Source organism: Kordia aestuariivivens, assembly GCF_014397005.1.
GTDB classification, from domain to species: Bacteria; Bacteroidota; Bacteroidia; order Flavobacteriales; family Flavobacteriaceae; genus Kordia; species Kordia aestuariivivens.
Genome location: NZ_JACGWS010000020.1, coordinates 56,929 through 81,099 on the forward strand (window position 1 = coordinate 56,929; position 24,171 = coordinate 81,099).

Sequence of the window (24,171 nt, forward strand, 5' to 3'; positions counted from 1 at the left end):
AAAAGCAGCGTCTATTTTTGAAAATGAATGCATCACACTAAAAAATAATTTATGATTCCTACAATAGAATACACAAAAAGTGGAAACATTAGTATAGCGTATCAAGTCTTTGGATCAGGTCCAATAGATTTGGTATACATTCCTGGTTGGGTTTCTAATATTGATTGGATGTGGGCGTGCCCTGAATTAGTAGATTTTTTCCAAGAGCTAGGCAAAATCGTAAGAATCATTCTCTTTGACAAAAGAGGTACAGGGCTTTCAGATCGTATTGTAGAGCTCTCTACGCTCGAAGAACGCATGGAAGACATCAAAGCAGTAATGGATGCCACAAACTCCAAAAAAGCGATTCTTTTTGGACATTCGGAAGGCGGAAGTGTATCTGCGTTATTCAGTGCTACCTATCCAAACAAAGTACGCGCATTAATTACGTTTGGAATTTTTGCAAAGCGAAGATACTCAGAAGATTATCCTTGGGCACCAACCGACGACGAACGTCAGAAGGTATACGATATGATTGAAAACGATTGGGGAAGCGGTAAAATGAATTTACAAACTTTAGTGCCTTCCAAAGCAAATGATGCGCAGTTTATGAGTTGGTTGGCTAGTTATTTCAGGTCGGGAGCGAGTCCGAGAGCGGCTATGAAATTGACTAAAATGAATACGCAGGTAAATATTATTGACATTTTAGGATACATAAAAGTACCAACGTTGCTCATGCAACGTACGAATGATATTGATGTGAAAATTGAAGAAGGTAAATTCATTGCAGAGCGCATCAAAGGTTCAAAATTTGTAGAATTTGACGGAGATGATCATCTTTTTTGGGCTGGCAATACGACAGAAGTTTTGGCAGAAATGAAGAATTTTATCTATCATTTGCAGCCATGTGACGGTTGTTATAAAAAAAGACTCACTACCATTTTATTTGGACAAATGATGACTTCTTCAGCGTCAAGTCTGGAACCTGAAATGATCGATGAATTTATTGCAGCTTATGACGGTAAAATTATCAGTAAGAATAAAAAATTCTTTATGGCAGCATTTGAAGTTTCTGGGAAAGCCATTCACTTCGGGATCGATTTATTACAAAATTTACAAGCCAAAGATATCCCGTTTTCTGCAGGAATCTACATGAAAGAAAGTGCTGAAGACAATAATGATCCTCTAACACAACGAGATGATTACATGGTTGCAGCAATGTTGTCTATCATAAAACCAAATAAAATTCTGGTTACGCAAACAATCAAGCATTTACTATCGGGTGCAGAATTTGAATATACCAAAAGCGCTTCCATACTTGCACATGCAACGCATGAATTATGCACACTATATAGCGTCACAAAAGAATCGATTTCAAAAGATGAAAACGTGAATCCTTATGGATTCTCCAAATACGATTCTTTTTTAGAAGACATTTTAAGAATTATAGATCATTACATAGACAATACTAGGTTTGGCGTAGAGATGTTGACTAAAAAAGCAGAAATAAGCGAGCGACAATTACAACGAAAAATAAAAGAAACTACGGGAAAATCTCCGAGTCAATTAATCATGTTTATACGTCTTAGAAAAGCTAAAACGGAGTTACTATCAAATAATCATACAGTATCCGAAATTGCTTTTAAGTTTGGGTTTTCGAGTCCATCATACTTTTCAAAATGCTTTAAAAAAGAATTTGGAATTCGTCCTACGGAAGTAATTAATGCAAAATAAAATAGATTCATTTCATGATAAAGAAAATAATAAATAGAGAAAATAACAACTTAAAAAATGCCAAAATGAATAGAAAATTATACAAATGGATTGCCTGTGTCGGTGCGCTTGCATTCTTTTACAATTGTACAACAAATACGGTCGATGAAGGTAGTATTGAAGATTTGCCACCAATTGTAGAAACGGTGACATATGAAGGTGCTGTACAAGCCATTATTGTGACAAACTGTGTCACTTGCCATAGCGGACCAAACGCAAATGCAGGCTTGCAATTAACGAGTTATGTAAATGTAAGAGCTGCTGCAGAAAATGGAAATTTGATTGGCCGGATTAACAATTCTTCCAATCCTATGCCGCCATCGGGACAGTTGCCACCAGAAACACGTCAAATCATTGACCAATGGGTGATAGACGGATACATTCAAAATTAAACCATAAAAACAATAAAACATAAAGAGATGAAAAAAATAGTAATGGTAGTATGTTTTCTTTTTGTTGCAGGAACAATTTCTGCGCAAAAATATTACACAAAAACAGGAGAGACAGACTTTAAAGCTTCCGTAGATGCTTTTGAGCCTGTAGAAGCAAAAAGTAATAGTACAACAGCGATATTAAAAGTTGATTCAGGTGATTTGGCTGCGCTTTTATTCATGAAGTCGTTTCACTTCAAAGTGGCGTTGATGGAAGAGCATTTCAACGAAAACTACATGGATTCGGATAAATTCCCGAAAGCTACATTCAAAGGGAAATTGAAAGATTTTAGTATGTCTGATGTATCAGCTACCGCAAAAGAATACAAACTTTCAGGAACATTAACAGTTCGCGGAAAAGACAGAGCCATTGAAACCACAGCAATGATTTCCAAAGATGGAGACAAAGTTATTATAAAATCATTCTTTACGGTAAAACCACAAGACTTTGATATTGAAATTCCAAGTATTGTACGTGATAAAATCGCAAAAGAAATTAACGTAACATTGAATTATGAGCTTGTCGAAAAGAAGTAAAATCCTCATCGGATTAGTCATCATAATAGTAGTTGGTGCGTATGCAGGCTACAAATACGCGTATGCGCCACATACTGCTATCAATGATATGGAAGTCGCTTTTGCAGGAACTTCTCAAAATTTCTTGGAAAAGATAAAAGACAATCCTGAAAGTTGGACGCAAGGAGAAAAAGTGATTGAACTCACGGGGAAAATTACAGGAAAAGACGAAAAGGGAATTTCGCTCAATGAAAGTATCTATTTTCAATTAGCAGAAGGAACATCGACGGCGGAATTACAAGAAGGACAAACGATACATATCAAAGGTAGAATTATTGGATATGACGATTTGTTAGAAGAGTTAAAACTCGATAAAGCAATTATTATCAATAAATAAACAATCAAAAAAAACTAAGCAATAACTAAGCTATAACAAATGAAACACTATTTTTTACTTGCGATATTCTCTATATGTAGTATGGGATTATTGCATGCGCAAGATGATTTGCTAGACGAATTAGAAGGTGATGCAACACCACAAACCTTTGAATCGCCTGCATTCAAAGCCATGAAGATTGGAAACTTACAATCGACAAAAGTGGCTGCAAAAGGAGATTTCTACCTCTATGTTTCACACAGATTTGGAACATTGGATGATGGATTGTCTACTTTTTTCGGGTTTGACAATGCAAATACTAAAATACAATTGGTGTACGGACTTTTAGATGGCTGGCAATTTGGAGTCAGTAGAGAATCGTTGCGACAAACGTATGCGCTTTCTACGAAGATGAAACTAAAAAGTCAATCAGGTGATTTTCCAGTAAATCTTGTTGGATATGCTACGGTGAACATCAACACGCAAGTGCGAAAAGACCGTTTTCCATTCCTAACTTTTGACGATCGATTGAGTTATACAACGCAATTACTCATCTCAAGAAGATTTAGCAATAGCTTTTCGTTGGAATTAGCACCTTCGTATGTACGTCAAAACTTAACGTTAGAAGCTGCTCAGAAACACGATCAATTTGCCATGGGCGCGGGTGGACGTTTAAAAGTAAGCAAGCGCATGTCGATCAACATGGATTATGTATATAATTTTAGCAGAGCTGATAACTCTCAATTCAAAAATCCATTGACCATTGGTGTCGATATTGAAACTGGCGGACACGTATTTCAATTATTATTCTCCAATGCACAATCAACCAATGAGCCTGGTTTCATCAGCAATGCAGAAGGCGATTGGGGCGATGGTGATATCTTTTTCGGATTCAACATTGTGCGTGTATTCTAAAGAAATAAAAATAAATTAAACATACAAAACAAAATGTCATAACAAACAAGGCTTTCAAATTTGCCCTTGAAAGCCTGTTTTGTATGTGTAAAATGTATTTTTTGATTTGCGATTATTAGTTTTGACTTTTATGTGTCATTTCGAGCATTATTTCAATCAAAATACATTTTAATTGAAAATACAGAGCGTAGCCATCGAGAAATCTCTGGACCTAAAAATCTCAATGAGTATATCAAAAAAGTCTAATAATCTAAGAAGTCCAACAATCTAACCAAGTCTAACTCACAATATTCCCATCACGCATCACAATCTTACGATCGGCCATGTCGGCAAGTTCTTTGTTGTGTGTGACGATGACAAAGGTTTGGTTAAACTTGTCACGCAATTTAAAAAATAGGTTGTGTAAATTTTCTGCTGATTCTGAATCTAAATTTCCACTCGGTTCATCGGCAAAAATAATCGCGGGTTTATTCATCAATGCTCTGGCAACAGCGACACGTTGCTGTTCTCCACCCGAAAGTTCATTGGGTTTATGATCGTACCGACTCGATAATCCTAAGAAATCTAACAATTCTTTCGCTCTTTTATCAGCTTCTGCTTTTGCAGTACCTTTTATAAGTGCCGGAATGCACACATTTTCAATGGCTGTAAATTCAGGAAGCAATTGATGAAACTGAAAGATGAATCCGATATGTTTATTTCGAAACTTTGCCAATTCCTTTTCGGAAAGTGTTTCTGTCTTTACATTATTGATAATTAACGAACTACTCGTGTTTGGCGACATTTTATCTAACGTGCCCAATATTTGAAGTAAGGTAGTTTTTCCAGCACCAGAAGCGCCAATAATAGAAACAATTTCGCCTTTTTTAATATCTAAATTGATTCCTTTGAGAACTTCTAAATCTCCGTAAAATTTATGAATGTTTTTTGCTGTAATCATGGATTATCTATAAAGGTTTCAATTTACTACATAAAGCGGTCACGCACAATTATGAGTTGATATTCTTTCTTTTTTTATTTCTCAATAATTGTTTCACATCATTGTAATCAATAAAGTACTGTAATCGCAATGAAAATGTATGTTGTATAGGTTGTTCAAATAAAGTATTCAACGCTGAGAAATAAGCTTCTTCTGATGCATTATCAGAGTTAAACAATTGGTTGCGATACAAGGCTGTTAAGAAACTTCCAGGTGCAAACTGCCAAGAATAGCTCAAATCTAAATTCCACGTACTAAAATTAATATTTGGATTGTTCTCTAAATCGCCAACTTCATAGCCTGAAGTACGATCTAAACGCCCGTTTTCTAGTAACGTAAACAAATCGTTCTCGTAGGTTACGGTTGACCAATAATTACGAAAGGTTAAGCCTAATGAATGAAACGGATTAAAGTTGTAATTCGCATTCAAACGGTTGACCAAAGTTTTACGATCGCGTTGTCCAAAAATAATGTCATCACCAATAGTGGACGTATATCCACGATCTTTATTAGAAAAATCAGCATCTATTGAATAGCTAATAATAAATTTATCGCTTATTTGAACTCTTGGGCTAAACCCAAACCAAATAGAGTTAGAATCTCTTCCTTTTTCAAAAAACGTTGCGCCACCAATATTAGCATCAAAAGCAAAAGTGTTGTTATAGTTTGTGGAAACCCAAACGTTGCTATTAACTCGATCTTCAGAGATGAAAAAACGACCTTCTTGTCGCGGTTCAAAATAATCAAATCGCTTTCCGAAGTTGTAATTGATGTTTCCACCAAAATTATGTAGTGTTTTTGTTTGTGCATCAAAATTAACGCCACCATTTCCGCCAGTATACGTACTCGGATTTGCCAAACGCCTGTAATTAACGTAGGTTCCAATGAAATAGTTGTTTAATTTTTCTGTGGGTTTAAAAGTTCTATACGAAGCATCAATTCCGAAGTTATTGAAGTTGTTTCGAAACTGTAAACCTAAGTCGTTAATGTTGTATTTGTTATCTGCATAACTGTGATCAAAACTATAGCGGTAATTCCCATGTACTTTTCTAACCATGAAGAATGAACTAAATCCTGTTGTTGTGCCATCCAATTCATTCACATTACTCATTTTAACTTGGCCTCTAACATTATAGGTATTTCTTTTATTTGTGATATCTGCCAAAAGACCTGTAACATTTGCATCTCTAAAATCGCCTTCACGCATAACATTCGTGTTGATTAAACTCACAGAAGAATTTCCATTAAACTGCTGATCTAACACAATAATATTATAATTCGTCAATGGTTCAACAACTTCGTCTCTAAAATCGCCAGTATCTGTATTACGAATAGAAGCATTTGTTTTTTCGGTAACGGCATTAAAAACACCAATTCCGAGTCCTTTTTTGGTACGACCAGAAACTTTTGCAGCGTTAATTACTTTTACCGTATTTGGAAATTGTGTAATTTCTTCATTAGCAGCAAGTTCAACACTTCCCGATGGACCACCTCCAACTCTACGCGAAAAGAATAAATTTCCTTTATTAAACAAATCGACACCTTCGGTGAAAAACTGACGTTGCTCGGAAAATGTTTGTTCAAAAGGACCTAAATTCAGTTCTAAATTGTCAAATCCAGCTTGACTGAAATCAGGAATTAAGGTCATATCTAAGGTAAAATTTTCTGTAATTCCATACTTTACATCGAGTCCTAACTTAAAATCACTTTCGCTTTGTCCGTCAAAAGAATTTGAAATTCCAGTAGTAAACGGATAAAAAGTCAAACGTGTTGGCGGCTCTATATTTTTAAGTCCTGTCAATTCACCATGATACAAACCAATATTTCCTTTGGTTACATCAATAGGACTCCACGTGTATTGTGAACGAAATCGTCTAAACTGTCTATGAAATTGAAGTCCCCAAGTTTGTACTTCTCTATTTGAAAAACGAAGTGTTCTGTAGGGAATCTTCATTTCTAATGACCAACCATCGTCGTTAATTTGTACGGCACTGTCCCAAACAGCATTCCAACCAAAATCTTCTCCAATACTGGGGTTTGCTATGGCATCTGCTTGTGTTCCTGAACTGAATACAAAAAACTGGGTGTCATTTTGCGCATCATTATTTGGGTTTAAAACCAAAGCGAAAAAATCGGATTGTCCAAAATTATCTCTGCTAGTAAACTGACGCATAATCTTTTCAGGATCATCATATAGGTATGCAGAAACATAAATAGCTGTATCGTCATACGTCATTTTAACGACGGTTTTATTTGCTTCGGTGTCTGTAACACCTACATCGGGTCTAAATTGTGTAAATCCAGTTGCTTCTTGGGCTGTCTTCCAAACTTCGTCGTCTAAAATCCCATCAATTTTGGGTGCGTTGTCGGTTCGAGTAATTGCTAATTGTTTTTTGTTTTGCGCATTGGTGATGAAGCTCAATAGCAATACAAAGCATAGGGTTAGTGTAATTCGCATTTGTGGTTTTTTGATGATGATTACTTAAATAGATTCCAAAAAAATGAATCTGTTACAGTAATAGAAACAAAACTAGGATGCTTGGGCATGTTTTTATCCTAAAAAAAAGTTAAATATTACTTAAACTTTTTAACAAACGTCATTGTTTCAACCTATTCTGCATGTACTTTTTTTAAGTATCTTTAACAGCGAAGAAAAAGAAATATAAAAAATGCCATACAGACAACTAGAAGAATACAATATTGAAGTAACCAATGAAGTAAAAGATCGCTACAAGGCTATTATTGAAGAACTTGGAGAAGATACGGAACGTGAAGGTTTGAAAAAGACACCAGAACGTGCCGCAAAAGCGATGCAGTTTTTGACACAAGGATATGATATGGATCCTGCCGAAATTTTGAAAGGAGCCATGTTTGCCGAAGATTACAACGAAATGGTCATTGTAAAAGATATTGAATTGTATTCACTCTGCGAACACCATATTTTGCCATTCTTTGGAAAAGCACACATTGCGTACATTCCGGATGGGCATATTGTAGGATTGAGCAAAATACCACGTATTGTGGATATTTTTGCAAGAAGATTGCAAGTGCAAGAACGCTTAACGCATGATATTTTAGAATGTATCAATAAGACATTAAAACCCAAAGGTGTTGCTGTTGTGATTGAAGCGTCTCACATGTGTATGATGATGCGCGGCGTACAAAAACAAAACTCTGTCACTACAACGTCAGGATTTAGAGGTGCTTTTGAAAATATTGAAACCCGAACGGAATTTTTAAAACTAATCAGTTCTAAACTATCTTAAAATAACGATTATTAAACTAAAACGATTCAAATACATTTTCACCTTTTTTGCGCTTTTCTTTGTAAGCGTTCCCGCGATTGGACAAAACGTTACAACCACGTGGAATGAATTAACTACCACTTTTATAAAAGACTTTAAACGCTTGCATATTGCGGATTTACAGATCTATTATGTAGATAATTTAGAGTTGATTCAAAGTGAACGAAATGTTGCTAAGCAAGAAAATATGTTTCGCACGTACAAAAAAATGCTAACTGCGTTTGATCGTTCGCGTTTAAGCAAAACACAACAACTCGATTACGAATTGATTTTATACGAGATCAATTTGCACATAGAGCGCATTGCACTTGAAAAAAAGTGGTTGCTCATCAAACCCAAAAGAATTTCCACAGAAGGTTTACAAAACGTTCCAATGGGAAAAGAATGGTATGCGTATTTCTTGAAAAAGTGGGTAGATGCTGAGGTTACACCTGACGGATTGTTTCAATTTGGATTGTCTGAGATACATCGTGCTAAAACTGCTATGAAAGCAATTGAAAAGGCTTCAGGTTTAGACAGTTTGGAGTTTCAAAATTATATCAATAGACCGATCTTTTTTCACACGAATGTAGAAGCAATTCAAAATAACTTTGAAACTTTTAAAAAGGAATTATTACCAAAGTTACTAGGTGCATTTCCAAAAGTAGCCGAACTTCCAGAGGTGTATATTGAACGTGGAAAAAATAAAGCGTATGCGCAAGTTCCTGCGTATTATGCCGAACTGCGAAATACATTCTACTACAATTATTTTGATACACCTTTTAATAAAAGGCAAGTGGCGTGGATTTATTTGCACGAAGCAATTCCGGGACATCATTATCAAATTAAATTTGAAGAACAATTAGAGAAATCTGAGATTAAGCAATTGTTTTCATACAACGGTTATCGTGAAGGTTGGGCTGCGTACGTAGAAGAACTCGGAAACGAATTCGGAGCGTATACCACCCAATTTGACGAACTCGGAAAGTGGGAATGGGACATTATTCGCTCGGTCAGAGTTTCGATGGATGTTGGATTAAATTACTACGATTGGAGCGATGCAAAAGCATTGCAATTTTGGCAAAAACATATTCAAGGACAAGATGAAATCGCGCAACGCGAAATCGCCCGCATGAAACGTTGGCCAGCACAAGTAATTACCTATAAATACGGCGCGAATAAAATTCTACAATGGAAAGCGCACAAAGCAGCAAGTTTACCACAAGGAAAAGAATTTCCGTGGTTGTGGTTTCATACTAAAATTCTAGAAAATGGCGCATTGCCTTTTAGTGTGATTGATACGATGATTTTTGGGAATTAGACTCGTTCCCGCGTAGACGGGAATCTCTTGGATCGCTTCGCTGTTGGACTTGTTAGATTATTAGACAATTAGATTTTTTCGTAATGTGTTACATTGAGCAGAGTCGAAATGAAATGAAGAAAGAATTTATTGAGAAGTTGCCACGAATGCACGAATTATTTTCTGTTATTACTACGTTTTATTCATTAACATCTCTTTTATTTCCACATGCTGGACATAATTTTGCTTTTGGTGTTCTGTATGGTTTTCCACAATTTTCACAATCTGGTCCAATCTGTTGAAGCGAGTGATGCATTATTGCATTCGGTTCAGTTTCTCCAAACCCTGTCAAACCATTATAATAATCTAACAATTCTTTAAACCTCTCTTGTCTGTTAGCTTTTGCTACTTTAAAACCATTAGAATATAATTTAGAAGCTATTTCGAACTCTTCTTTATTCAGCATTGGAACATCTATTTTACATCTCCAACAATATTTTATTTCCATATTATTCTATTCAATTTTTTAGAAATTCTGAGGTCTTTCTGTTCCAACCACATTTTATGTAATAACGTTACTTCGAGTGGTTTTTTGCCACGAATGTACGAATTATTTTGAGTTTGTTTGTTGGCACGCGTTAGACTTGTATTGAGTTTGTTGAAAAAAATCGCGCTAGCAGTAGGGGTAATATAAAACACAAATAAGTTAATACACTTGTTTTTAGCGGTTTCTAAATAGGTCAACTTTGCAACATATTAACTTAATGTTAGAGTTATGAAAAAAAATCATATAGTACTCGTCTTTACAAGTCCTCTATTATTAGTTTTATTACTAATGACAAGTCCTTTCTATATTATACACACATTGGTAGGTTCAGCTAGATCTAAAATGAATATAACGTAATCCCCTTTTATAAATCATTTTGCGTGATTAGAAAATCTCCGAAGGAACTTTTCAACTAAATACCTGCGATACAACAAATCTAAGATTTGCCACTCTAAGTGACGAAAATTCAGCAAAGCCCTTTTCGTTCCTTAATATTTAGTACGTTTGTATTTATGAAATTTCCCCAGAACATATTTTTATGCTTTGTATTGAGTTGCGTGATGAGCGTTGCGCAAAACAAAGCGACACACACGTTTACGAAATCAAAAGCGGTTGCTTCCGAGAACTTTCAAGCGATGACGTTTAATGGTATTTGGAGTTGGTTTTCCGATCCAAGAGCTGTCTATTTTGAAGGAAAACACAAACGTACATACGTTGGTTGGATAGATAATTACGGCGATGTTCATATTGGGTTTTACGATCATGAAACTAAGGAAATTCAATCTCAAGTTATTTATGACAATTTAGAAATAGACGATCACGATAATCCAAGCATTCTTTTTGATGATGAAGGACATTTGATGGTCTTTTTTAATACGCATACACAAGACGAACGTCCATTGTATATGCGAACTTCACAACAACCCGAAGACATTTCACAATGGAATCCGATCAAAGAATTGAATTTGAATCCTGGTGTAACACATGACAATGGATCAGTTCAGAGTCATACGTATACAAATCCTGTTCGACTTTCTAAGGAAGACGGAAAACTGTATATTTTTTGGCGCGGCATCAACATGAAACCTTCGTATTCGGTTTCTTCTGATCATGGCGAAACATGGTCAAAAGGAGAAATATTCTTTCAGCCAAAAGAACTTCAGAATATAAAAGTACCGTATACAAAAATATACTCTGACGGGATTTCTAAAATACATTTTGTGCTTACAGATGGTCATCCAGCGCAAGAAACCAAGATTGGATTGTATTATATGTATTATGAAAATGGAAGTTTTTATAAAGCGAATGGCACAAAAATAAAACCGATTGATCAATTGCCAGTTTTACAGTCGGAAATGGATGTAATTTATGAATCAGACACGATAAAATCCTGGAATTGGGACATTGCACAGGATAGAAACGGAAACCCGATTGTAACCTACGCAAAGTTTCCAAATGATGAAACACATGTGTATTCGTATGCTACATTTAACAACAATGAATGGAAAAGTTACGATTTGGTTGATGCTGGCGGATGGTTTCCAGAAACACGAAAAGGCACTTTAGAAGCTGCTCCGCATTATTCGGGTGGTATTGTCATTGATCATGAAAATCCAAATATTGTATATCTTTCGGTAAAACGTAAAGGTATTTTTGAAATTGAAGCTTGGACAACGCAGAATCATGGAAAATCATGGAAAGCGAAGAAAATAACGCAGAATTCAACTAAAAATAATGTGCGACCATTTGCAGTAAGAGGCGCGAAAAAAGGAAATCCATTGCAAGTGGTTTGGTTGCAGAATACAAAATATATCTATTATGCACTGAATACGCGTGAAAAAACAGCTCCGATCAGTTTTAGAGATCGCTATCACACTTCCGTGAAGATGGATTTGTTGAAACCAGTTTTGAAAGCGGATTTGACAAAAGAAAATATAATCAATGTATTGCGTCAAGTTGTGGAACACCAATTGGAAAATCCGCAGCATGATGTAGCACAAACAGATTGGCAGTATGGAGTTGGATTTGCAGGCGTTGAAGCTTTTTATGATATTACAAAAGAAGCACGTTATCAAAATGAATTGTTAAATATAAAACAGTACCAAACGGAAGAAGATGAAGACGAAGATAGCGTCGTATTTTCAAATATGATTTGGTCGTATTCGGCACAAAATAACCGAAATTATCTTCAAAAAATAGAAGCATTTAGTGTAAGCGATTTTAAGTATAGTGATATTGGATTGGATTGTGCTACAATGATTCGCACGATCTTAAATTTTGAAGAGAATATGCTGGAAATTGAAGCGTTTAAAGAAAAATTCAAATTAAACATCAAATGGGCTATTATTGAATTAGAAAATTATGATACTTCCAAAGTATCACTCCAAGATAAAGCCTTTTTAATTTATGCACTGGCACAAGGAATTCGGGAAGATTTAGCGGATATAAAACATAAAGATTTAATCATACAATCATGGAAAAGATTACAAGCTGAGTTGCTTGAAAAAAATACAATTTCTAAGTTAGATACAGCTACTAGTGGTGCTATTTTGATTGCTGGGAAAGAAATTCTTCAAATGATAAATGTTGAATGATAAATTTTAAATGTAACATTTTTTAGTTAAGACTTCTTGGCATTTTTATTGCTTTACGTAAGTTAGCATATTTATAATACTACATGACAACACATAAAAAAGACCATAAATATCTAAAATTATTTCTAGGCGTTATTTTTGACTTAATTGGATACGCTTCCTATTTAATTCCTGGATTTGCTGAAACAAGCGATATTATTTGGGCGCCACTTGCTGCTTGGTTAATGACCAAAATGTACAAAGGAACTTCTGGAAAAGTTGGAGCCGCAATTGCCTTTATTGAGGAAATACTACCGTTTACAGACATTGTACCGACATTTACACTGATGTGGATGTATACCTTTGTGATCAATCCTAAAAAAGAAGATTCTACAACGATTGATGTTTCGTAACATGCAATTTTTTAAAGGAAAACCGTATACTTTGTATTGTTTAGCTAGCTATATATTTAGTTGATAATTAATATCTTATGTCATATTAATTTAAAAAATAAAATTATGTTAAAGAACATTTTAAATGTAACAGGAGCCGAAGTACTTACAAAGAAAAGTCAAAAAACTATTAGTGGAGGCAATGGTAGTATTGGAGAAGGTTTTGGCGGACCATGTAGAGATAGTCATGATTGTACAGCGACGAATACAATTCCATCTATTTGTTGTTCAGGAATTTGTATTTATACTACGAATTGGCGAGACGTTTGTTAAAATAATACGAAGTTGAATCATATTTAAGAGAGTGTAACTTCGAGTGTAGTTAAGGTGTAAATAAACATGCTTTATTTCAAAAATTTCTCGACTGCGCTCGAATGACATTCGGAAATATTCCAACGTAACTATTACTTAATAATATGCATGCGTTTGAGCATTTTCTTTTCAAATTCCCAGAAAAATTTGAATTGTCCTAAGAGCGCTCCAAAAATGATCAATAATATTTGATAGAGCGGTAAAATGATGATGATTCTAATGAACCAATACAACAAACTACCAAAAAATCCTTCTGGAAATAGTGTAGGCGTGAAGCCAACGAGTTCCAATAATGGACGTGCAATTCGCACTGAGCTTGTTCCCGTAAGGGCAAAAACAATAAAAATACTAATGATTTCCCAACGATAGTTTGTCACCCATTTTCCTTCTAGTTTTTTGAAACACCACAAAAAGAAGCGAAGCATGATAAAAAAGAATACTCCTATACCAACGGCAAGGAGTATGTAATATAAAAGGTTGTTGTCTGAATTGTTTATGAAGGCACTTATAACTTTGTTAGCAAGTATGTAGGCAGTATATAGTAGTCCTACAATTCCTAATAAAGGAAAGATGAGTTGCCAGTTGTTTTTAATTTCCCAACGTTCTTTGAATGCGTTCATGTGTAAAATTTGCGAATGCAAAGATACACAACTTCTGCATTATATCCGAACAGGAAACGCAGCTAACTGCTGATTGTACGTTCGTTGAAAGTATACGAAGTAATAATACAGTTGGTAATTGACTTCATACCCATAATCAACATTTGGACGGTAATTGATTTCCTGCTCGTACCACATGCTATTGTAACGATTAGGTTGCAATACACGTTGATTCCATTCGGTAACATAGACACGATTTCTCGCTTCTAAAAATTGTTGTGAATAGTAATCTCTAGGGCGCGCAAAACTCACCATCCATGCGCTAAAACCAGGTTCAAAGATGATAATCTCATGTTCTAGTTCATCGCTGACTATCCGAATCGTATCGGATATTTTTGTGCTATCGTCCGCTTTTTTTGTCATTGCTTTTTTTTGTCCGGTGCACGAATAGACGATCATTCCTGCGCAAGCAATTAATAATAGTAGCTTTTTCATATAAAATTCAGTTTGTATAAAGATACGATTTTTTCAGGATTTGTTTTATCTAAAGGAGTGAACTGCCTATATGAATTAGGTATTGATAGGTTTTGGCTAGTCAGGTTTTTTCTAGTTTTTCAATTGTGTGATTTTTTCAGTTAAGTTTTAAAAAAACTGTTTTTATAATGAAGGACTTATCAGCGGAGTTTGTTTTAATTTCTATTGCTTGGATTGAGATGCAAAGAGCAAAGAGCAAAGATGAAAGAAGAGTAATTTTCAGGATGCTTTTGTATAATTTCTGAACCAAAAGATCCAATCAATGAATATGATATGGCTAAGAAAGAAAAATAACAGATAGGCATGATTGTTTTGTTGTTTAAATTCAATTGCATCATTTGTTCCTATGTGCGTCCACGCAGACCAATAGAATGGTAGGCGAGAAGCTGGACTACTGATGTCATCATTTTCTACGTATTCAAGTTGTGCTTTTTGTAACGCGATACTTTTAGAATGTCCTTCTTTTAAATAAGAATAGTACAACTCCATTATTTTTGCCGAAGAAGCATCTGGAATGCTCCATAAAGTCGCCGTTACACTTGGAATTTTTGAAAAATTGAAAGCACGCGCCAAACTTTGCAATCCTTCTCCTTTTTGATGTTTTCCGAATCCAGTGTTGCAAGCACTTAACGTAATCATATTTGAGTTGAAATTATGATTGTAGATTTCATCTAACCGAAGTAAATTGCTAAGTGTATCGTTTGTTTTGGTGAAAACCAATGCAGAAACATTCGGGTTTTTAGTATTCAGCAACGCATGTGTTGCTAAGTGAATGCCTGTCGCATTTGTGGCATTTTTTATGAAATTTGATTTTGTTGCCTTTTCATTGATCCACGATTTTCCATTCATGAGTTTGGCAAGTTTTAGGGCTTCATCATCTGAAAATGTCAGTTTTGATCCTATATTGCTTCGTAAACTATTGCTTGCAAGCGTATTGTTGATACTATTTTCGGTGTCTGTTTGTGCATCGCTTAGTGTTTGTTGATCTAATTCTAGTCCAAAGGAAATAAAGTTGTCTTTGACGTTCTGTTTTTCTGTTGCATTGAGTACCATCTTACAGAAATAATGATGGCCAATGGCATAGTCTTTAATAACCGTATTGTCAATATTTGTCCATGAATCGGACTTTTTTCTTAGTAATACTTGAAATGGTATGGTGTTCAAAATTCCATCAGGAATAATGGTTAATTCTGTAATTACAGCATTCGCATCGTGATGAAGCAACGGTTTGGATAAGAGTATGTTGTATAATGAATGTGCTGTTTGCAGGTATTGTTTTTCGGCGATATCAGGAGAAGTATTGATGAATGAAATATTGCTTACCGATTGTCGATAGTCAAAAACTAAGTTTTGAAAGTCTTTTGGCAATGAAACTGCATTTAATTGAAAGTCTTCTTGCGATATTGAAAATATATACAGCGTTTCTTTACCTAGAAAGTATTTGATAAATAATGTGTTAGACGCTATTTTGGTTTGCAATTCTTCAACAGTAACACCTTTTAAATCATTTCGGAGAACATCAAATTTCGGATTTTTTTTTGAGATCTCTTTTTTTAAATTTTGAAATGTTTCTTTTGCCGTTATTAATGAATTCTGTAAAGAATCTGGAGCCAATGAATCTTGAATTTTTTTCTTCAGCGTATTAATTTCTTTTACATATTTTTCAAATAATGCAATTATATTTTTTGGTATTCCAGCAGCTTTTAAAGCTTGTTTCTCATTTAATAATCCTCGCAATACAAAGGCGTTGGCGCGTTGTGCAATCAGAAATGCTTGTGCTTGATATTGCTTTTCTTTTGTGAGTTCGAATAGTGTTAGTTTGGTTTTTATGAGTTCTTCATAGAAAGAATTAGTATAAAAACCTAGTGTTAGTTTTGAATCCGTTTCAGTAAAATTTAATCGGACATTTTCCGTAAAATTAGCTGCAAGTTCATAATTTTCTTCTGCTAGATACAACCATTTTTCATTGTTAGATTCTTCATATTTTGCATAGAAACAGTCGCCTTTATTTTTAAATATTTCCATGAGCCAAATTTCCAAGGTCCATAAATTTTTAGCAGGATTTTTATGAGGATTTGTATCTGTAAAATCAGGAATAAAAGTATGCAGCGTTTTTTGGTACGTTCTTAAGGCGTTGTCATATTGTTTTAACATTTTTTGCGCATCACCTATTTGAATATGAAGTTTTCCTATTGCTCGTTTATTGTTTGATGCTTCAATATATGGAATACTTTTTTGAAATTGCCGTAAGGCTTTTTCGGCTTGACCGAGTTTTAAATAAATTTCACCAAGAAAGATAGAAGCATTTGCAAAAACTTCTTTACATCGATATAGGTAAGGTTGCTCGTTTGTGTCTGTTTCACAAGTGTTTGCGGATTTTAGCGCTTTGTTTACGGATTTCAAAGCGAGCTCATAATTTTCTAATTCAAATTGAATTTCAGCTTCATAGAGTTCAAAAGTACCATCTTTTAAATCTTTCAACTGTTGTGCTTTGGTGTATGTTTTTTTTGCGTTATTTAAATCTCCAGCATAAAAATAGGCACTACCTAATGCTTTTGTATTTTTCCAAATAGCAAGGCTGTCTTTAGCAGATTCGCTATGTGTAATTGCAATTTTTAAATAGTCTTGAGCTTTACTATAATCACCTTCTCTAGTGTATACTTGAGAGATATTTCCAATTACAATACCGAGCCATTCTATATCATTTGCCTTTTCTAAGTATGCAATACTTTGTTCGTAATGTAATAATGCATCAGGAATATTTCCTGTAGCAATTGTTAAAATGCCTAAAAGATAGTATGTCTTTCCATGCGCCAAGATTTCTGTTTCTGGAAGTTTTTCGATTCCTTTTTGAATAAGGTCAATACTTGTTTCATGATCACGTGAATCGTAACCATTATAAAAAATCGCTTTGTAAGCCTCATACCATTGATTCCAATCGTTTACTTTTTGAAATATAGCTGCCGCTTGTAATGCTGTTTTTGTAGCTGCTGTGTAATTGTTCTTTTCGGCTAAGGAATCAGCTTTTTTGAGTAATTGTGCTCCTAAAATTGAATCATTTTGTAGTGTTTGTGCAGTAGTGAAATGCACCGCAAAACAAATCATTAATAATGAAAGTAGTGCGGGCATTTTTTGTATGTTGTATTTCCAAGTCAATTTTTAATGATTTTTTTAGTACAGCGTCCTTCAGCTGTTTCCAAAGTTATGAAATACAAGCCTGTTGATAAGCGTTGAAAATTGAATGTTCTTTTATAAATAGATGAATTTTGTTGATTTACTGTAAATTCTTTGATGATTTTACCAGAATAGTCCATGAGTTTTACTGTGAAATTAGAAGCATTTTCTCTTTGGAAATTAATATCGATATTCATTTGATTGGATATTGGATTTGGATATACATTAAATACCAATTCTTCCGTTTTTTTAACTCCTTTAAATTGTGGCTCATCAGGACTTCTCCTCGATGTACTATTACTACAGATCTCAAAACCGGAGCAGTCTGCTTCAACACATATTTTTGACCTATTCGTAAAAAATACAGGTTGTGAATCAAAAATAATGCTCGCTGTATTTGAAATACAATTGCTCAAATTTGTTTTTGTACAAACTTCAAATGAAAAATAGGTAAATGCATCATCATAGGAATACATCTGTGGAATGGTTTGTTCAGTTCCTGGTAAATTGATATTTAGAAAATTAATAAACATAGTGTTATTTTGAAAACTCAATGTAGGCTGCACTTCATAATCTACCAATTGCACTGTACTTACTACCAATTCACTTGGAAGAATATCTTTAACAAAAACATTTTGCGCAAAATATTCTCCATCATTAAAAAAGCCAATGGTGTAAGTAAGCTTTTGTTGTTCACTTATTTCATTTGTTAGACATTGTTTATCTACAATTTTAAAATTTGGATCATGCGGATATCTACGTGTTAAAAACGTATAATCACTACCATTACTTAGCTCTCTGCAGTCAATACTGTACTTAACTTCAAGATTGATTTCTTCACCAATTGCTTTTTTTGTGGTAGCAGGAACATACACATAACGTGTTTCATTGTGCGCTAAGTCGGTAAAATTCCAAACTATTTTATTCGTGAATGTTCCATTACTTGGCAAAAGAGTTCTATTAGTAACCCAATTGTTATATTCTTTTATTTCTAAAAAATTGACATCAATATCGTGCTCATTGTAATGAAATTCGATGCAGCCGTCTACTGGTCTTTGAGAAGTTGTATTTCTAAATGCAATGATATAAAAATTTTCATAGTCGTATGCTGTTGCCCAACTTGTCATCAAATGAATATTACCTGTCATTTGTACTGTTGGATTTGCCGTGGTATTTGGAGTTCCCACATTTGAAAAAGGAGGAATGTGTATGGTCTTTTTTGGTGGTAAATTTGGATCATATACTCTGGCAAAATATGATTCTGTTACATACCCATTTGCATTGGGTTTAAATACATGTACAGGTTGTCTATGCGTGCTGAACATACCATCACCAAAGAGTGTAAAAACATGTGTTTTATCTCCAGCGTTATCAATTTCATAATTTATTGTTCCTGCATTATCAGTGCTAAATTGAAGCGTAGGATTATATTGAGCATGTGAAGACAAAGTAACACATATACATAGTAGGGAAGTTATGGTAAAAAGTTTTAAGGCTTTCATTTTATTGAATTGTTTTGGGTTAAAAAAAATAATACTATGTAGTTTAAAGATACATAAAATTTAAAGAAAAATATCACATAATGAGAATTCACTATGTGATATTTAGTATTAGGACGTTAGTTAATAATCTCTAATAAGATGTGCTTCACCAGTAATGGTTTTGGTAGTTCCGAATGAATCTACATAGTTTCCTGTAAAACTTACATCTATATAGCTGTTAACTGGACCAAAACTTGTGATTGTAAATGTCATAGGCATTGCTAAAGCCTCAGTCGCAATAGGATCTATACCATTAACATCACCCAAACGTTTTATTGATAAAGATGGTGTAGTGGTAACATACGGATTGCTAATAAAAGGATATGTTCCGAGCGCAGTTACATTCCCAATAATTATTGTACCACCGTTTCCTGGGGCAGATGTACTCATATACAGATAATTTGGTGTTTCAACTCCTGCAGACGGATATAGTATTTCATACTGTACAGGATTTCCATTGATGCTGTATCGGATGTATTCAGGAGCAGGTCCGCCACAAAGATTAAAGTTTGCAACGGCATTTGGATTTGCTGTTACAGTAGTCGTAGCAATTTCTCCAGTATCCATGTCACCAGCTTCAAGATCAATGTTTACAGGTGTTGCACATGATACTCCTGTAAAATTATGTGTACCTGCTGTTACTAAACTAATTCCTCCAAATTGTCCAATAGTACTTGAATAGGTTACATATCCATTGGTTACAGCTTGCGAAGCGCAGTTAGTGACAGTTCCCGAAATATTGATTAATTGTTGCGTTGGTACTGTAACAGGAATCGTAATCGAAGTTGGACCGTTAAAAGGACCAAAAGTAGGGTTTGTAAAGAGTACAGTTCCACAAATATGTGTAGAAATAGTTAAGTTCATTGTTTGACCGCTAGGAATTTTTCCACTTACAATTCCGTTATTATTTGTCAATGCATTACGAACAAAACCATTATAATTAATAGTCACTTTAACACCACTTAGTGGCGTTCCCGAATTAGCATCAATTATAGTAGCTTGAAAATTTGTTACAGGAAATGGCGCATCACAATTCCAAAATGAAAAATGGTTCACATCTGTAACGTAATAATCTCCGTTTTTGTAGGCAACAGTTTCTTCAAACCATACGCCTGTATCTTCGTTAAATGACCACATTGGTACTTGATTTGGAGCCATCGTCATTTGATCTGGATGAATTGGCATCATAATTCTAGCTGGACTAGTAATTTGTAATTTTTGTCCTGCACTACCTCTAAGTTCTACGTTTATCATTCCAAAAGAACCCAAAGCAACTTCTTCATAATTGGCATTAACACCATATAAATCACCAGGCATTGTGTCTGCTGTATCTTCTGATAAAGGATCTAAATAATTTGCACTTACAGAAACGTTTCCAGAATATGAATTTCCGTTTTCATCTACAAAACCATTGTTAAAAATTATAATAGCTTCTCTTTCAAGATCGGTTTCAATCGTTACTTCTCCACCTTGAGAAGAAATAGTTTGCGAATTTCCTAAACTAAAAAGTTTTATGGTAAATGTATTTTGACTGTTTGCTCCTGAATTTGGAACCATAACCCTCGAACCATTTGTATAACCTTGAGCTGTTACACTTGCATACGCAAAATTTTCATGAACACTTGCCCCCATAAATGTTACAATTCCATTTTGGTCTGTGGTTTGTTGATGTCCACCCAAAGTCACTGTTGCACCCACAATAGGATTATTTCCATCATCTATAATACGACCTATAAAGTTTGCTTCTGTAAGCCTTCCTTTAGATTCACTTAGAACTTGTGCTAAATGTTCAGAGTTTGCTCCGTACTCTTTTTGCGTGGTTTCAATATCACTAGAATTTTCTAATAATGGTTCACTTTCTTTCTGGCAAGCTATCATTGTAGCTAGTAAAACAGTAACTAATAATAAGTACTTTGTTAACTTTTTTTTCATGGTTTAAAATTTTATAGTTAATAATTTCTATTTGCTATATAACCATATCAAAAACCAAACGTGACATTTTTTTTTTCTGTCACATTTCTTTTAAATTTTATTTATACTATCAATAAAGCTTTTTTTCTTTAATTTTATGAAGAATTATGAAGCATCAACCTACCGAAAATAAGACTAAAAAAAACAATGCTATTGCGCATCAAAACTTTGGACTCAAAGAAGATGAGTTTGAAGAAATGCTACAAAAAATGAGCAAAGGTGATGATCGTCTGTTTGAAAAAATATTTTTAGCGCAATTTGAAGAAACGATTTCATATTTAATGTATCGTTATAAAACGGATCAATCGATGGCGTATGATGCAACGATGGATGCCTTATTAAAGTTTAGAAAACGATTGTTGGCAGGCAAAATAAACTATTATAACATGCGTTTTTTGTTTACACAAATGGCAAGTCAATTTTTAACGACGGCATTTAATAAAAGAACAAAATCGTTGGAAATGTCTGAAAATGATGGAATTACTACAGAAGAAGAAGTAGATGATTTAATTCTCGATTATTTAGACATTGCCTGGAAATCTCTAGGAGATCAGTGTAGCAAATTGTTAGAAAATTTTTATTACAAAAAAATAACATTAAAAGAATTGGCGAATGTATTAGGGAAATCTGATGCAGCATTGCGAAAACAAAAACAACGCTGTTTAGAAACTTTACGTTCCTATTTTTTAAAACATTACAAACCTTGATAGTGAATTGCGTTCGCGTGATATAAAACAGTATATGCAGCATAAAAAATATATAAAAGGAGAGAAGCTTTCCGATGAAGAACTTGATTCAACTAGTGAGAAATTGATTCAGGCCAAGTTTGAGCGTGATAAACGAAAAGCATGGGAGCAACGACTGAAAAATGAGTATGGTGTTGAAAAAGAAGTTCTTCAAAAGAAACGATTTTTTAAACTTTCAAAACTAGCCATTGCAGCAGCAATAGTTGGTATAGCAGGAATTGTACTGTATAGTATTGCAATTTTTGTAACACCTAATTTTGAAACTATAGTCAATAAATCGATAGAAAACTTAGACAGTATAGACAATCATGCGTTGGCTACTCGTGGTGATGAAACTATTGATGCACAAGTGTCAGCAGCAACTTTGGCATATAAAAACAAAGAATACGATGAAAGTATTGCACGTTGGGAAACAATCCTTGCTACAGAAAGCATCAATAAAAATAGTAAAGGAACTGCGTATTACAATTTAGCAGTATGTTATTTACAAAAAGAAACTTCAGAACCACAAAAAACAATTCAATATTTATTAGAAGCTCGAAAATCGAAAACGGTTCAAGAAGAGTCTAATTGGGCATTAGCATTGGCGTATTTACAAGTCAATCAAAAAGAGAATGCTAAAGATATATTAGAAGAGATTATTCACGCGAAAGCGTATAAATATAAAAAGGCAGAAATAATAATAGAATTTTTAGAATAAAGGCTAAAAAAACAAAGCGAACTTTGGTTCGCTTTGAAATCACGTTAAACAAAAGAAAAGACTAACCTGCTGGACTATCCATAGGAGCATTTGCTGCTGCATCGCTAGGAGCTGGACTATCAATAGGTGTAGGATTTACAGGAGCTGGTAAATCGAGGTCATTACATAACAAACGATCTTCATTAGTCATTTTACAAATGTTCGGACAAGACATATTTAAACCAGAAGATGCGTAACCTCCATTTAATTCATCTGCAAAAGCTGCAATAGATTGTTTGTTCAGTTTTAAACTGTTTAAACTTCTTTTTTTCATGATATAAATTTTATTTATAGAAATCACTATGACTTCTTTCTGTAGCTACAACTTTCAGAAATTTGAAACGTGACATCCTTTTTTGAATTTTATATAAAAAAGATAGTTTAATCTAACAATTTAATAAAATCTAAGAAGTCTAGGGGTAAAGCGATTTTAAACAAAAAAAGCATCCACTTTCGTGAATGCTCTTTGCAGTATTTTATATAGTATTTTTACTATTTTCCTCCGAAAAGTCCGCCTAACAAACCACCAAGTCCGCCACCGCTTTTTTCGTTTCCTTTTTTGTCGCCACCGAGGAACATTCCTGCGATATCGTCAATAACGCTTCCGTCACCGTCAGCATCTAAGATAGATTCAATAAAACTTTGTTGTGGTGCAGCAGCTTGCGCTTGACTTGATCCACCACCTAACAATCCGCCTAATAAATCTCCAATTCCGCTAGAACTTTGTACGTTTTGTTGTTGTTTTTGCTTTCCTAAAACACCCATTAAAAGTGGTGCAGCAACTTTTAAAATGTTTCCAATAGATGAAGCATCCATTCCAGATTGTTTCCCAATTGCTTTTTCAACATTTTGTCTTTTATCTCCTAAAACATGACGTAAAATTCCGTCTCCATCATCTTTTACTTCTTGATTAACTCCACCGCCAAATAGACTTCCTAAGTTATCTAAGATACTTCCGTTATGTTTGTTAGATAAAGCATTGTTTAATCCTTCGGCACCTTCAGGTGTACTTGCGTTTCTTTTCATTGCTCCCATTAGTACAGGCAATGCCATACTTAATACAGAAGCAGTTTTGTTTTGATCTTCTCCAACTTCATTACTCACTCCGCCAATGATTTGTCTACCCAAATCACTATTTAATAAATCTAAAATTCCAGACATTCTTAAAATGATATTTATTGTTAATATGAAAACAAGATAGTGATATTCTGTAAGACTTGCTGTATGCGTTTCTGTTTTTTAGATGAACCGCATGAAATGCAGAAATATTAGATAAACGGATTTTTTTCGTGCTTAAAAAACAAAAGAGGCTGTCTGAAAAGGCAGTCTTTTTTTTTGCAATTTTTTGAAGTAATTCTTAACTTTAAGAATGAGCAGAAAAGTTATTTTTAAGACCTATTGTCAAGATCAGTTAAGTCTTTTACCTCCAA

The 24,171-nt window shown here is 34.3% G+C and carries 22 protein-coding genes; 12 read left to right on the forward strand and 10 right to left on the reverse strand.

Annotation, left to right across the window (positions count from 1 at the left end):
• Nucleotides 1-51 precede the first annotated feature (51 nt).
• The 5 genes from H2O64_RS22445 to H2O64_RS22465 all read left to right on the forward strand — a co-directional run bounded on the left by H2O64_RS22445 (nt 52) and on the right by H2O64_RS22465 (nt 3,990).
• Complete coding sequence (locus H2O64_RS22445) at nt 52-1,713, forward strand: alpha/beta fold hydrolase (protein WP_187564486.1); 1,662 nt, start codon at nt 52-54, stop codon at nt 1,711-1,713.
• 65 nt (nt 1,714-1,778) lie between these two features.
• On the forward strand, nt 1,779-2,144 hold the full coding sequence (locus H2O64_RS22450) for a c-type cytochrome domain-containing protein (protein WP_187564487.1): 366 nt from the start codon (nt 1,779-1,781) through the stop codon (nt 2,142-2,144).
• A 27-nt stretch (nt 2,145-2,171) separates the two neighbouring features.
• The gene (locus tag H2O64_RS22455; protein WP_187564488.1) at nt 2,172-2,720 is read left to right on the forward strand and encodes a YceI family protein; all 549 of its coding nucleotides are present in this window, start codon (nt 2,172-2,174) and stop codon (nt 2,718-2,720) included.
• Entirely contained in the window at nt 2,698-3,096 is a 399-nt protein-coding gene (locus H2O64_RS22460) for a hypothetical protein (RefSeq protein ID WP_187564489.1), read from the forward strand. The genes H2O64_RS22455 and H2O64_RS22460 overlap by 23 nt, the downstream gene beginning before the upstream one ends.
• A gap of 39 nt (nt 3,097-3,135) precedes the next feature.
• Nucleotides 3,136-3,990 (forward strand): DUF5777 family beta-barrel protein, encoded by an 855-nt coding sequence (locus H2O64_RS22465; protein WP_187564490.1) that lies wholly within the window; start codon nt 3,136-3,138, stop codon nt 3,988-3,990.
• 277 nt (nt 3,991-4,267) lie between these two features.
• Here H2O64_RS22465 and H2O64_RS22470 read toward each other — a convergent pair whose 3' ends face one another.
• Complete coding sequence (locus tag H2O64_RS22470) at nt 4,268-4,930, reverse strand: ABC transporter ATP-binding protein (RefSeq protein WP_187564491.1); 663 nt, start codon at nt 4,928-4,930, stop codon at nt 4,268-4,270.
• 49 nt (nt 4,931-4,979) lie between these two features.
• Entirely contained in the window at nt 4,980-7,427 is a 2,448-nt protein-coding gene (locus tag H2O64_RS22475; RefSeq protein ID WP_187564492.1) for a DUF5916 domain-containing protein, read from the reverse strand.
• Nucleotides 7,428-7,638: 211 nt separating this feature from the next.
• Between H2O64_RS22475 and folE the strand changes: the two genes are divergently transcribed.
• Together folE and H2O64_RS22485 are read left to right on the forward strand one after the other, a co-directional pair.
• Nucleotides 7,639-8,235, forward strand: coding sequence for a GTP cyclohydrolase I FolE (folE, locus tag H2O64_RS22480; protein WP_187564493.1), 597 nt, complete (start codon nt 7,639-7,641; stop codon nt 8,233-8,235).
• A 142-nt stretch (nt 8,236-8,377) separates the two neighbouring features.
• On the forward strand, nt 8,378-9,574 hold the full coding sequence (locus tag H2O64_RS22485) for a DUF885 family protein (protein ID WP_187564494.1): 1,197 nt from the start codon (nt 8,378-8,380) through the stop codon (nt 9,572-9,574).
• Between the two features lie 178 nt (nt 9,575-9,752).
• On the opposite strand, the gene H2O64_RS22490 is transcribed toward H2O64_RS22485, so the two are convergent.
• Nucleotides 9,753-10,061, reverse strand: a complete 309-nt coding sequence (locus H2O64_RS22490; protein ID WP_187564495.1) for a hypothetical protein — start codon at nt 10,059-10,061, stop codon at nt 9,753-9,755.
• Nucleotides 10,062-10,612: 551 nt separating this feature from the next.
• Here H2O64_RS22490 and H2O64_RS22495 point away from each other — a divergent pair.
• From H2O64_RS22495 to H2O64_RS22505, 3 genes are all read left to right on the forward strand, one after another.
• On the forward strand, nt 10,613-12,694 hold the full coding sequence (locus H2O64_RS22495) for a BNR-4 repeat-containing protein (RefSeq protein WP_187564496.1): 2,082 nt from the start codon (nt 10,613-10,615) through the stop codon (nt 12,692-12,694).
• Nucleotides 12,695-12,777: 83 nt separating this feature from the next.
• Complete coding sequence (locus H2O64_RS22500) at nt 12,778-13,086, forward strand: hypothetical protein (RefSeq protein ID WP_187564497.1); 309 nt, start codon at nt 12,778-12,780, stop codon at nt 13,084-13,086.
• Nucleotides 13,087-13,191: 105 nt separating this feature from the next.
• Nucleotides 13,192-13,398: a hypothetical protein gene (locus H2O64_RS22505; protein ID WP_187564498.1), complete on the forward strand. Its 207-nt coding sequence runs from the start codon at nt 13,192-13,194 to the stop codon at nt 13,396-13,398.
• Between the two features lie 131 nt (nt 13,399-13,529).
• Here H2O64_RS22505 and H2O64_RS22510 read toward each other — a convergent pair whose 3' ends face one another.
• The 5 genes from H2O64_RS22510 to H2O64_RS22530 all read right to left on the reverse strand — a co-directional run bounded on the left by H2O64_RS22510 (nt 13,530) and on the right by H2O64_RS22530 (nt 21,217).
• Nucleotides 13,530-14,057: a DUF6787 family protein gene (locus H2O64_RS22510; protein WP_187564499.1), complete on the reverse strand. Its 528-nt coding sequence runs from the start codon at nt 14,055-14,057 to the stop codon at nt 13,530-13,532.
• A 39-nt stretch (nt 14,058-14,096) separates the two neighbouring features.
• Entirely contained in the window at nt 14,097-14,531 is a 435-nt protein-coding gene (locus tag H2O64_RS22515) for a DUF6146 family protein (RefSeq protein ID WP_262890658.1), read from the reverse strand.
• A gap of 258 nt (nt 14,532-14,789) precedes the next feature.
• Nucleotides 14,790-17,699: a CHAT domain-containing protein gene (locus H2O64_RS22520; RefSeq protein ID WP_187564500.1), complete on the reverse strand. Its 2,910-nt coding sequence runs from the start codon at nt 17,697-17,699 to the stop codon at nt 14,790-14,792.
• A gap of 23 nt (nt 17,700-17,722) precedes the next feature.
• Complete coding sequence (locus H2O64_RS22525) at nt 17,723-19,246, reverse strand: T9SS type A sorting domain-containing protein (RefSeq protein ID WP_187564501.1); 1,524 nt, start codon at nt 19,244-19,246, stop codon at nt 17,723-17,725.
• Nucleotides 19,247-19,366: 120 nt separating this feature from the next.
• Entirely contained in the window at nt 19,367-21,217 is a 1,851-nt protein-coding gene (locus H2O64_RS22530) for a hypothetical protein (RefSeq protein WP_187564502.1), read from the reverse strand.
• 146 nt (nt 21,218-21,363) lie between these two features.
• Between H2O64_RS22530 and H2O64_RS22535 the strand changes: the two genes are divergently transcribed.
• Together H2O64_RS22535 and H2O64_RS22540 are read left to right on the forward strand one after the other, a co-directional pair.
• Nucleotides 21,364-21,963 carry an RNA polymerase sigma factor gene (locus tag H2O64_RS22535; protein WP_187564503.1) on the forward strand — a complete coding sequence of 200 codons (600 nt, stop codon included), beginning with the start codon at nt 21,364-21,366 and terminating at the stop codon, nt 21,961-21,963.
• A 34-nt stretch (nt 21,964-21,997) separates the two neighbouring features.
• Nucleotides 21,998-22,702, forward strand: coding sequence for a tetratricopeptide repeat protein (locus H2O64_RS22540; RefSeq protein ID WP_187564504.1), 705 nt, complete (start codon nt 21,998-22,000; stop codon nt 22,700-22,702).
• Nucleotides 22,703-22,763: 61 nt separating this feature from the next.
• On the opposite strand, the gene H2O64_RS22545 is transcribed toward H2O64_RS22540, so the two are convergent.
• Both H2O64_RS22545 and H2O64_RS22550 read right to left on the reverse strand, forming a co-directional pair.
• A complete protein-coding gene (locus H2O64_RS22545; RefSeq protein ID WP_187564505.1) occupies nt 22,764-23,015 on the reverse strand; it encodes a hypothetical protein in 252 nt (83 codons plus the stop codon).
• 218 nt (nt 23,016-23,233) lie between these two features.
• Nucleotides 23,234-23,902 (reverse strand): DUF937 domain-containing protein, encoded by a 669-nt coding sequence (locus H2O64_RS22550; RefSeq protein WP_187564506.1) that lies wholly within the window; start codon nt 23,900-23,902, stop codon nt 23,234-23,236.
• Nucleotides 23,903-24,171: the final 269 nt, after the last annotated feature.

Bases quoted from the DNA above. Each gene is read 5' to 3' on its own strand.
- H2O64_RS22545 (WP_187564505.1), bottom strand. From the start codon at position 23,015: ATGAAAAAAAGAAGTTTAAACAGTTTAAAACTGAACAAACAATCTATT.
- H2O64_RS22515 (WP_262890658.1), bottom strand. From the start codon at position 14,531: ATGAAAAAGCTACTATTATTAATTGCTTGCGCAGGAATGATCGTCTAT.
- H2O64_RS22455 (WP_187564488.1), top strand. From the start codon at position 2,172: ATGAAAAAAATAGTAATGGTAGTATGTTTTCTTTTTGTTGCAGGAACA.
- H2O64_RS22540 (WP_187564504.1), top strand. From the start codon at position 21,998: ATGCAGCATAAAAAATATATAAAAGGAGAGAAGCTTTCCGATGAAGAA.
- H2O64_RS22525 (WP_187564501.1), bottom strand. From the start codon at position 19,246: ATGAAAGCCTTAAAACTTTTTACCATAACTTCCCTACTATGTATATGT.
- H2O64_RS22510 (WP_187564499.1), bottom strand. From the start codon at position 14,057: ATGAACGCATTCAAAGAACGTTGGGAAATTAAAAACAACTGGCAACTC.
- H2O64_RS22535 (WP_187564503.1), top strand. From the start codon at position 21,364: ATGAAGCATCAACCTACCGAAAATAAGACTAAAAAAAACAATGCTATT.
- H2O64_RS22445 (WP_187564486.1), top strand. From the start codon at position 52: ATGATTCCTACAATAGAATACACAAAAAGTGGAAACATTAGTATAGCG.
- H2O64_RS22495 (WP_187564496.1), top strand. From the start codon at position 10,613: ATGAAATTTCCCCAGAACATATTTTTATGCTTTGTATTGAGTTGCGTG.
- H2O64_RS22500 (WP_187564497.1), top strand. From the start codon at position 12,778: ATGACAACACATAAAAAAGACCATAAATATCTAAAATTATTTCTAGGC.
- H2O64_RS22450 (WP_187564487.1), top strand. From the start codon at position 1,779: ATGAATAGAAAATTATACAAATGGATTGCCTGTGTCGGTGCGCTTGCA.
- H2O64_RS22550 (WP_187564506.1), bottom strand. From the start codon at position 23,902: ATGTCTGGAATTTTAGATTTATTAAATAGTGATTTGGGTAGACAAATC.
- H2O64_RS22475 (WP_187564492.1), bottom strand. From the start codon at position 7,427: ATGCGAATTACACTAACCCTATGCTTTGTATTGCTATTGAGCTTCATC.
- H2O64_RS22520 (WP_187564500.1), bottom strand. From the start codon at position 17,699: ATGCCCGCACTACTTTCATTATTAATGATTTGTTTTGCGGTGCATTTC.
- H2O64_RS22460 (WP_187564489.1), top strand. From the start codon at position 2,698: ATGAGCTTGTCGAAAAGAAGTAAAATCCTCATCGGATTAGTCATCATA.
- H2O64_RS22465 (WP_187564490.1), top strand. From the start codon at position 3,136: ATGAAACACTATTTTTTACTTGCGATATTCTCTATATGTAGTATGGGA.
- H2O64_RS22470 (WP_187564491.1), bottom strand. From the start codon at position 4,930: ATGATTACAGCAAAAAACATTCATAAATTTTACGGAGATTTAGAAGTT.
- H2O64_RS22490 (WP_187564495.1), bottom strand. From the start codon at position 10,061: ATGGAAATAAAATATTGTTGGAGATGTAAAATAGATGTTCCAATGCTG.
- H2O64_RS22530 (WP_187564502.1), bottom strand. From the start codon at position 21,217: ATGAAAAAAAAGTTAACAAAGTACTTATTATTAGTTACTGTTTTACTA.
- folE (WP_187564493.1), top strand. From the start codon at position 7,639: ATGCCATACAGACAACTAGAAGAATACAATATTGAAGTAACCAATGAA.
- H2O64_RS22505 (WP_187564498.1), top strand. From the start codon at position 13,192: ATGTTAAAGAACATTTTAAATGTAACAGGAGCCGAAGTACTTACAAAG.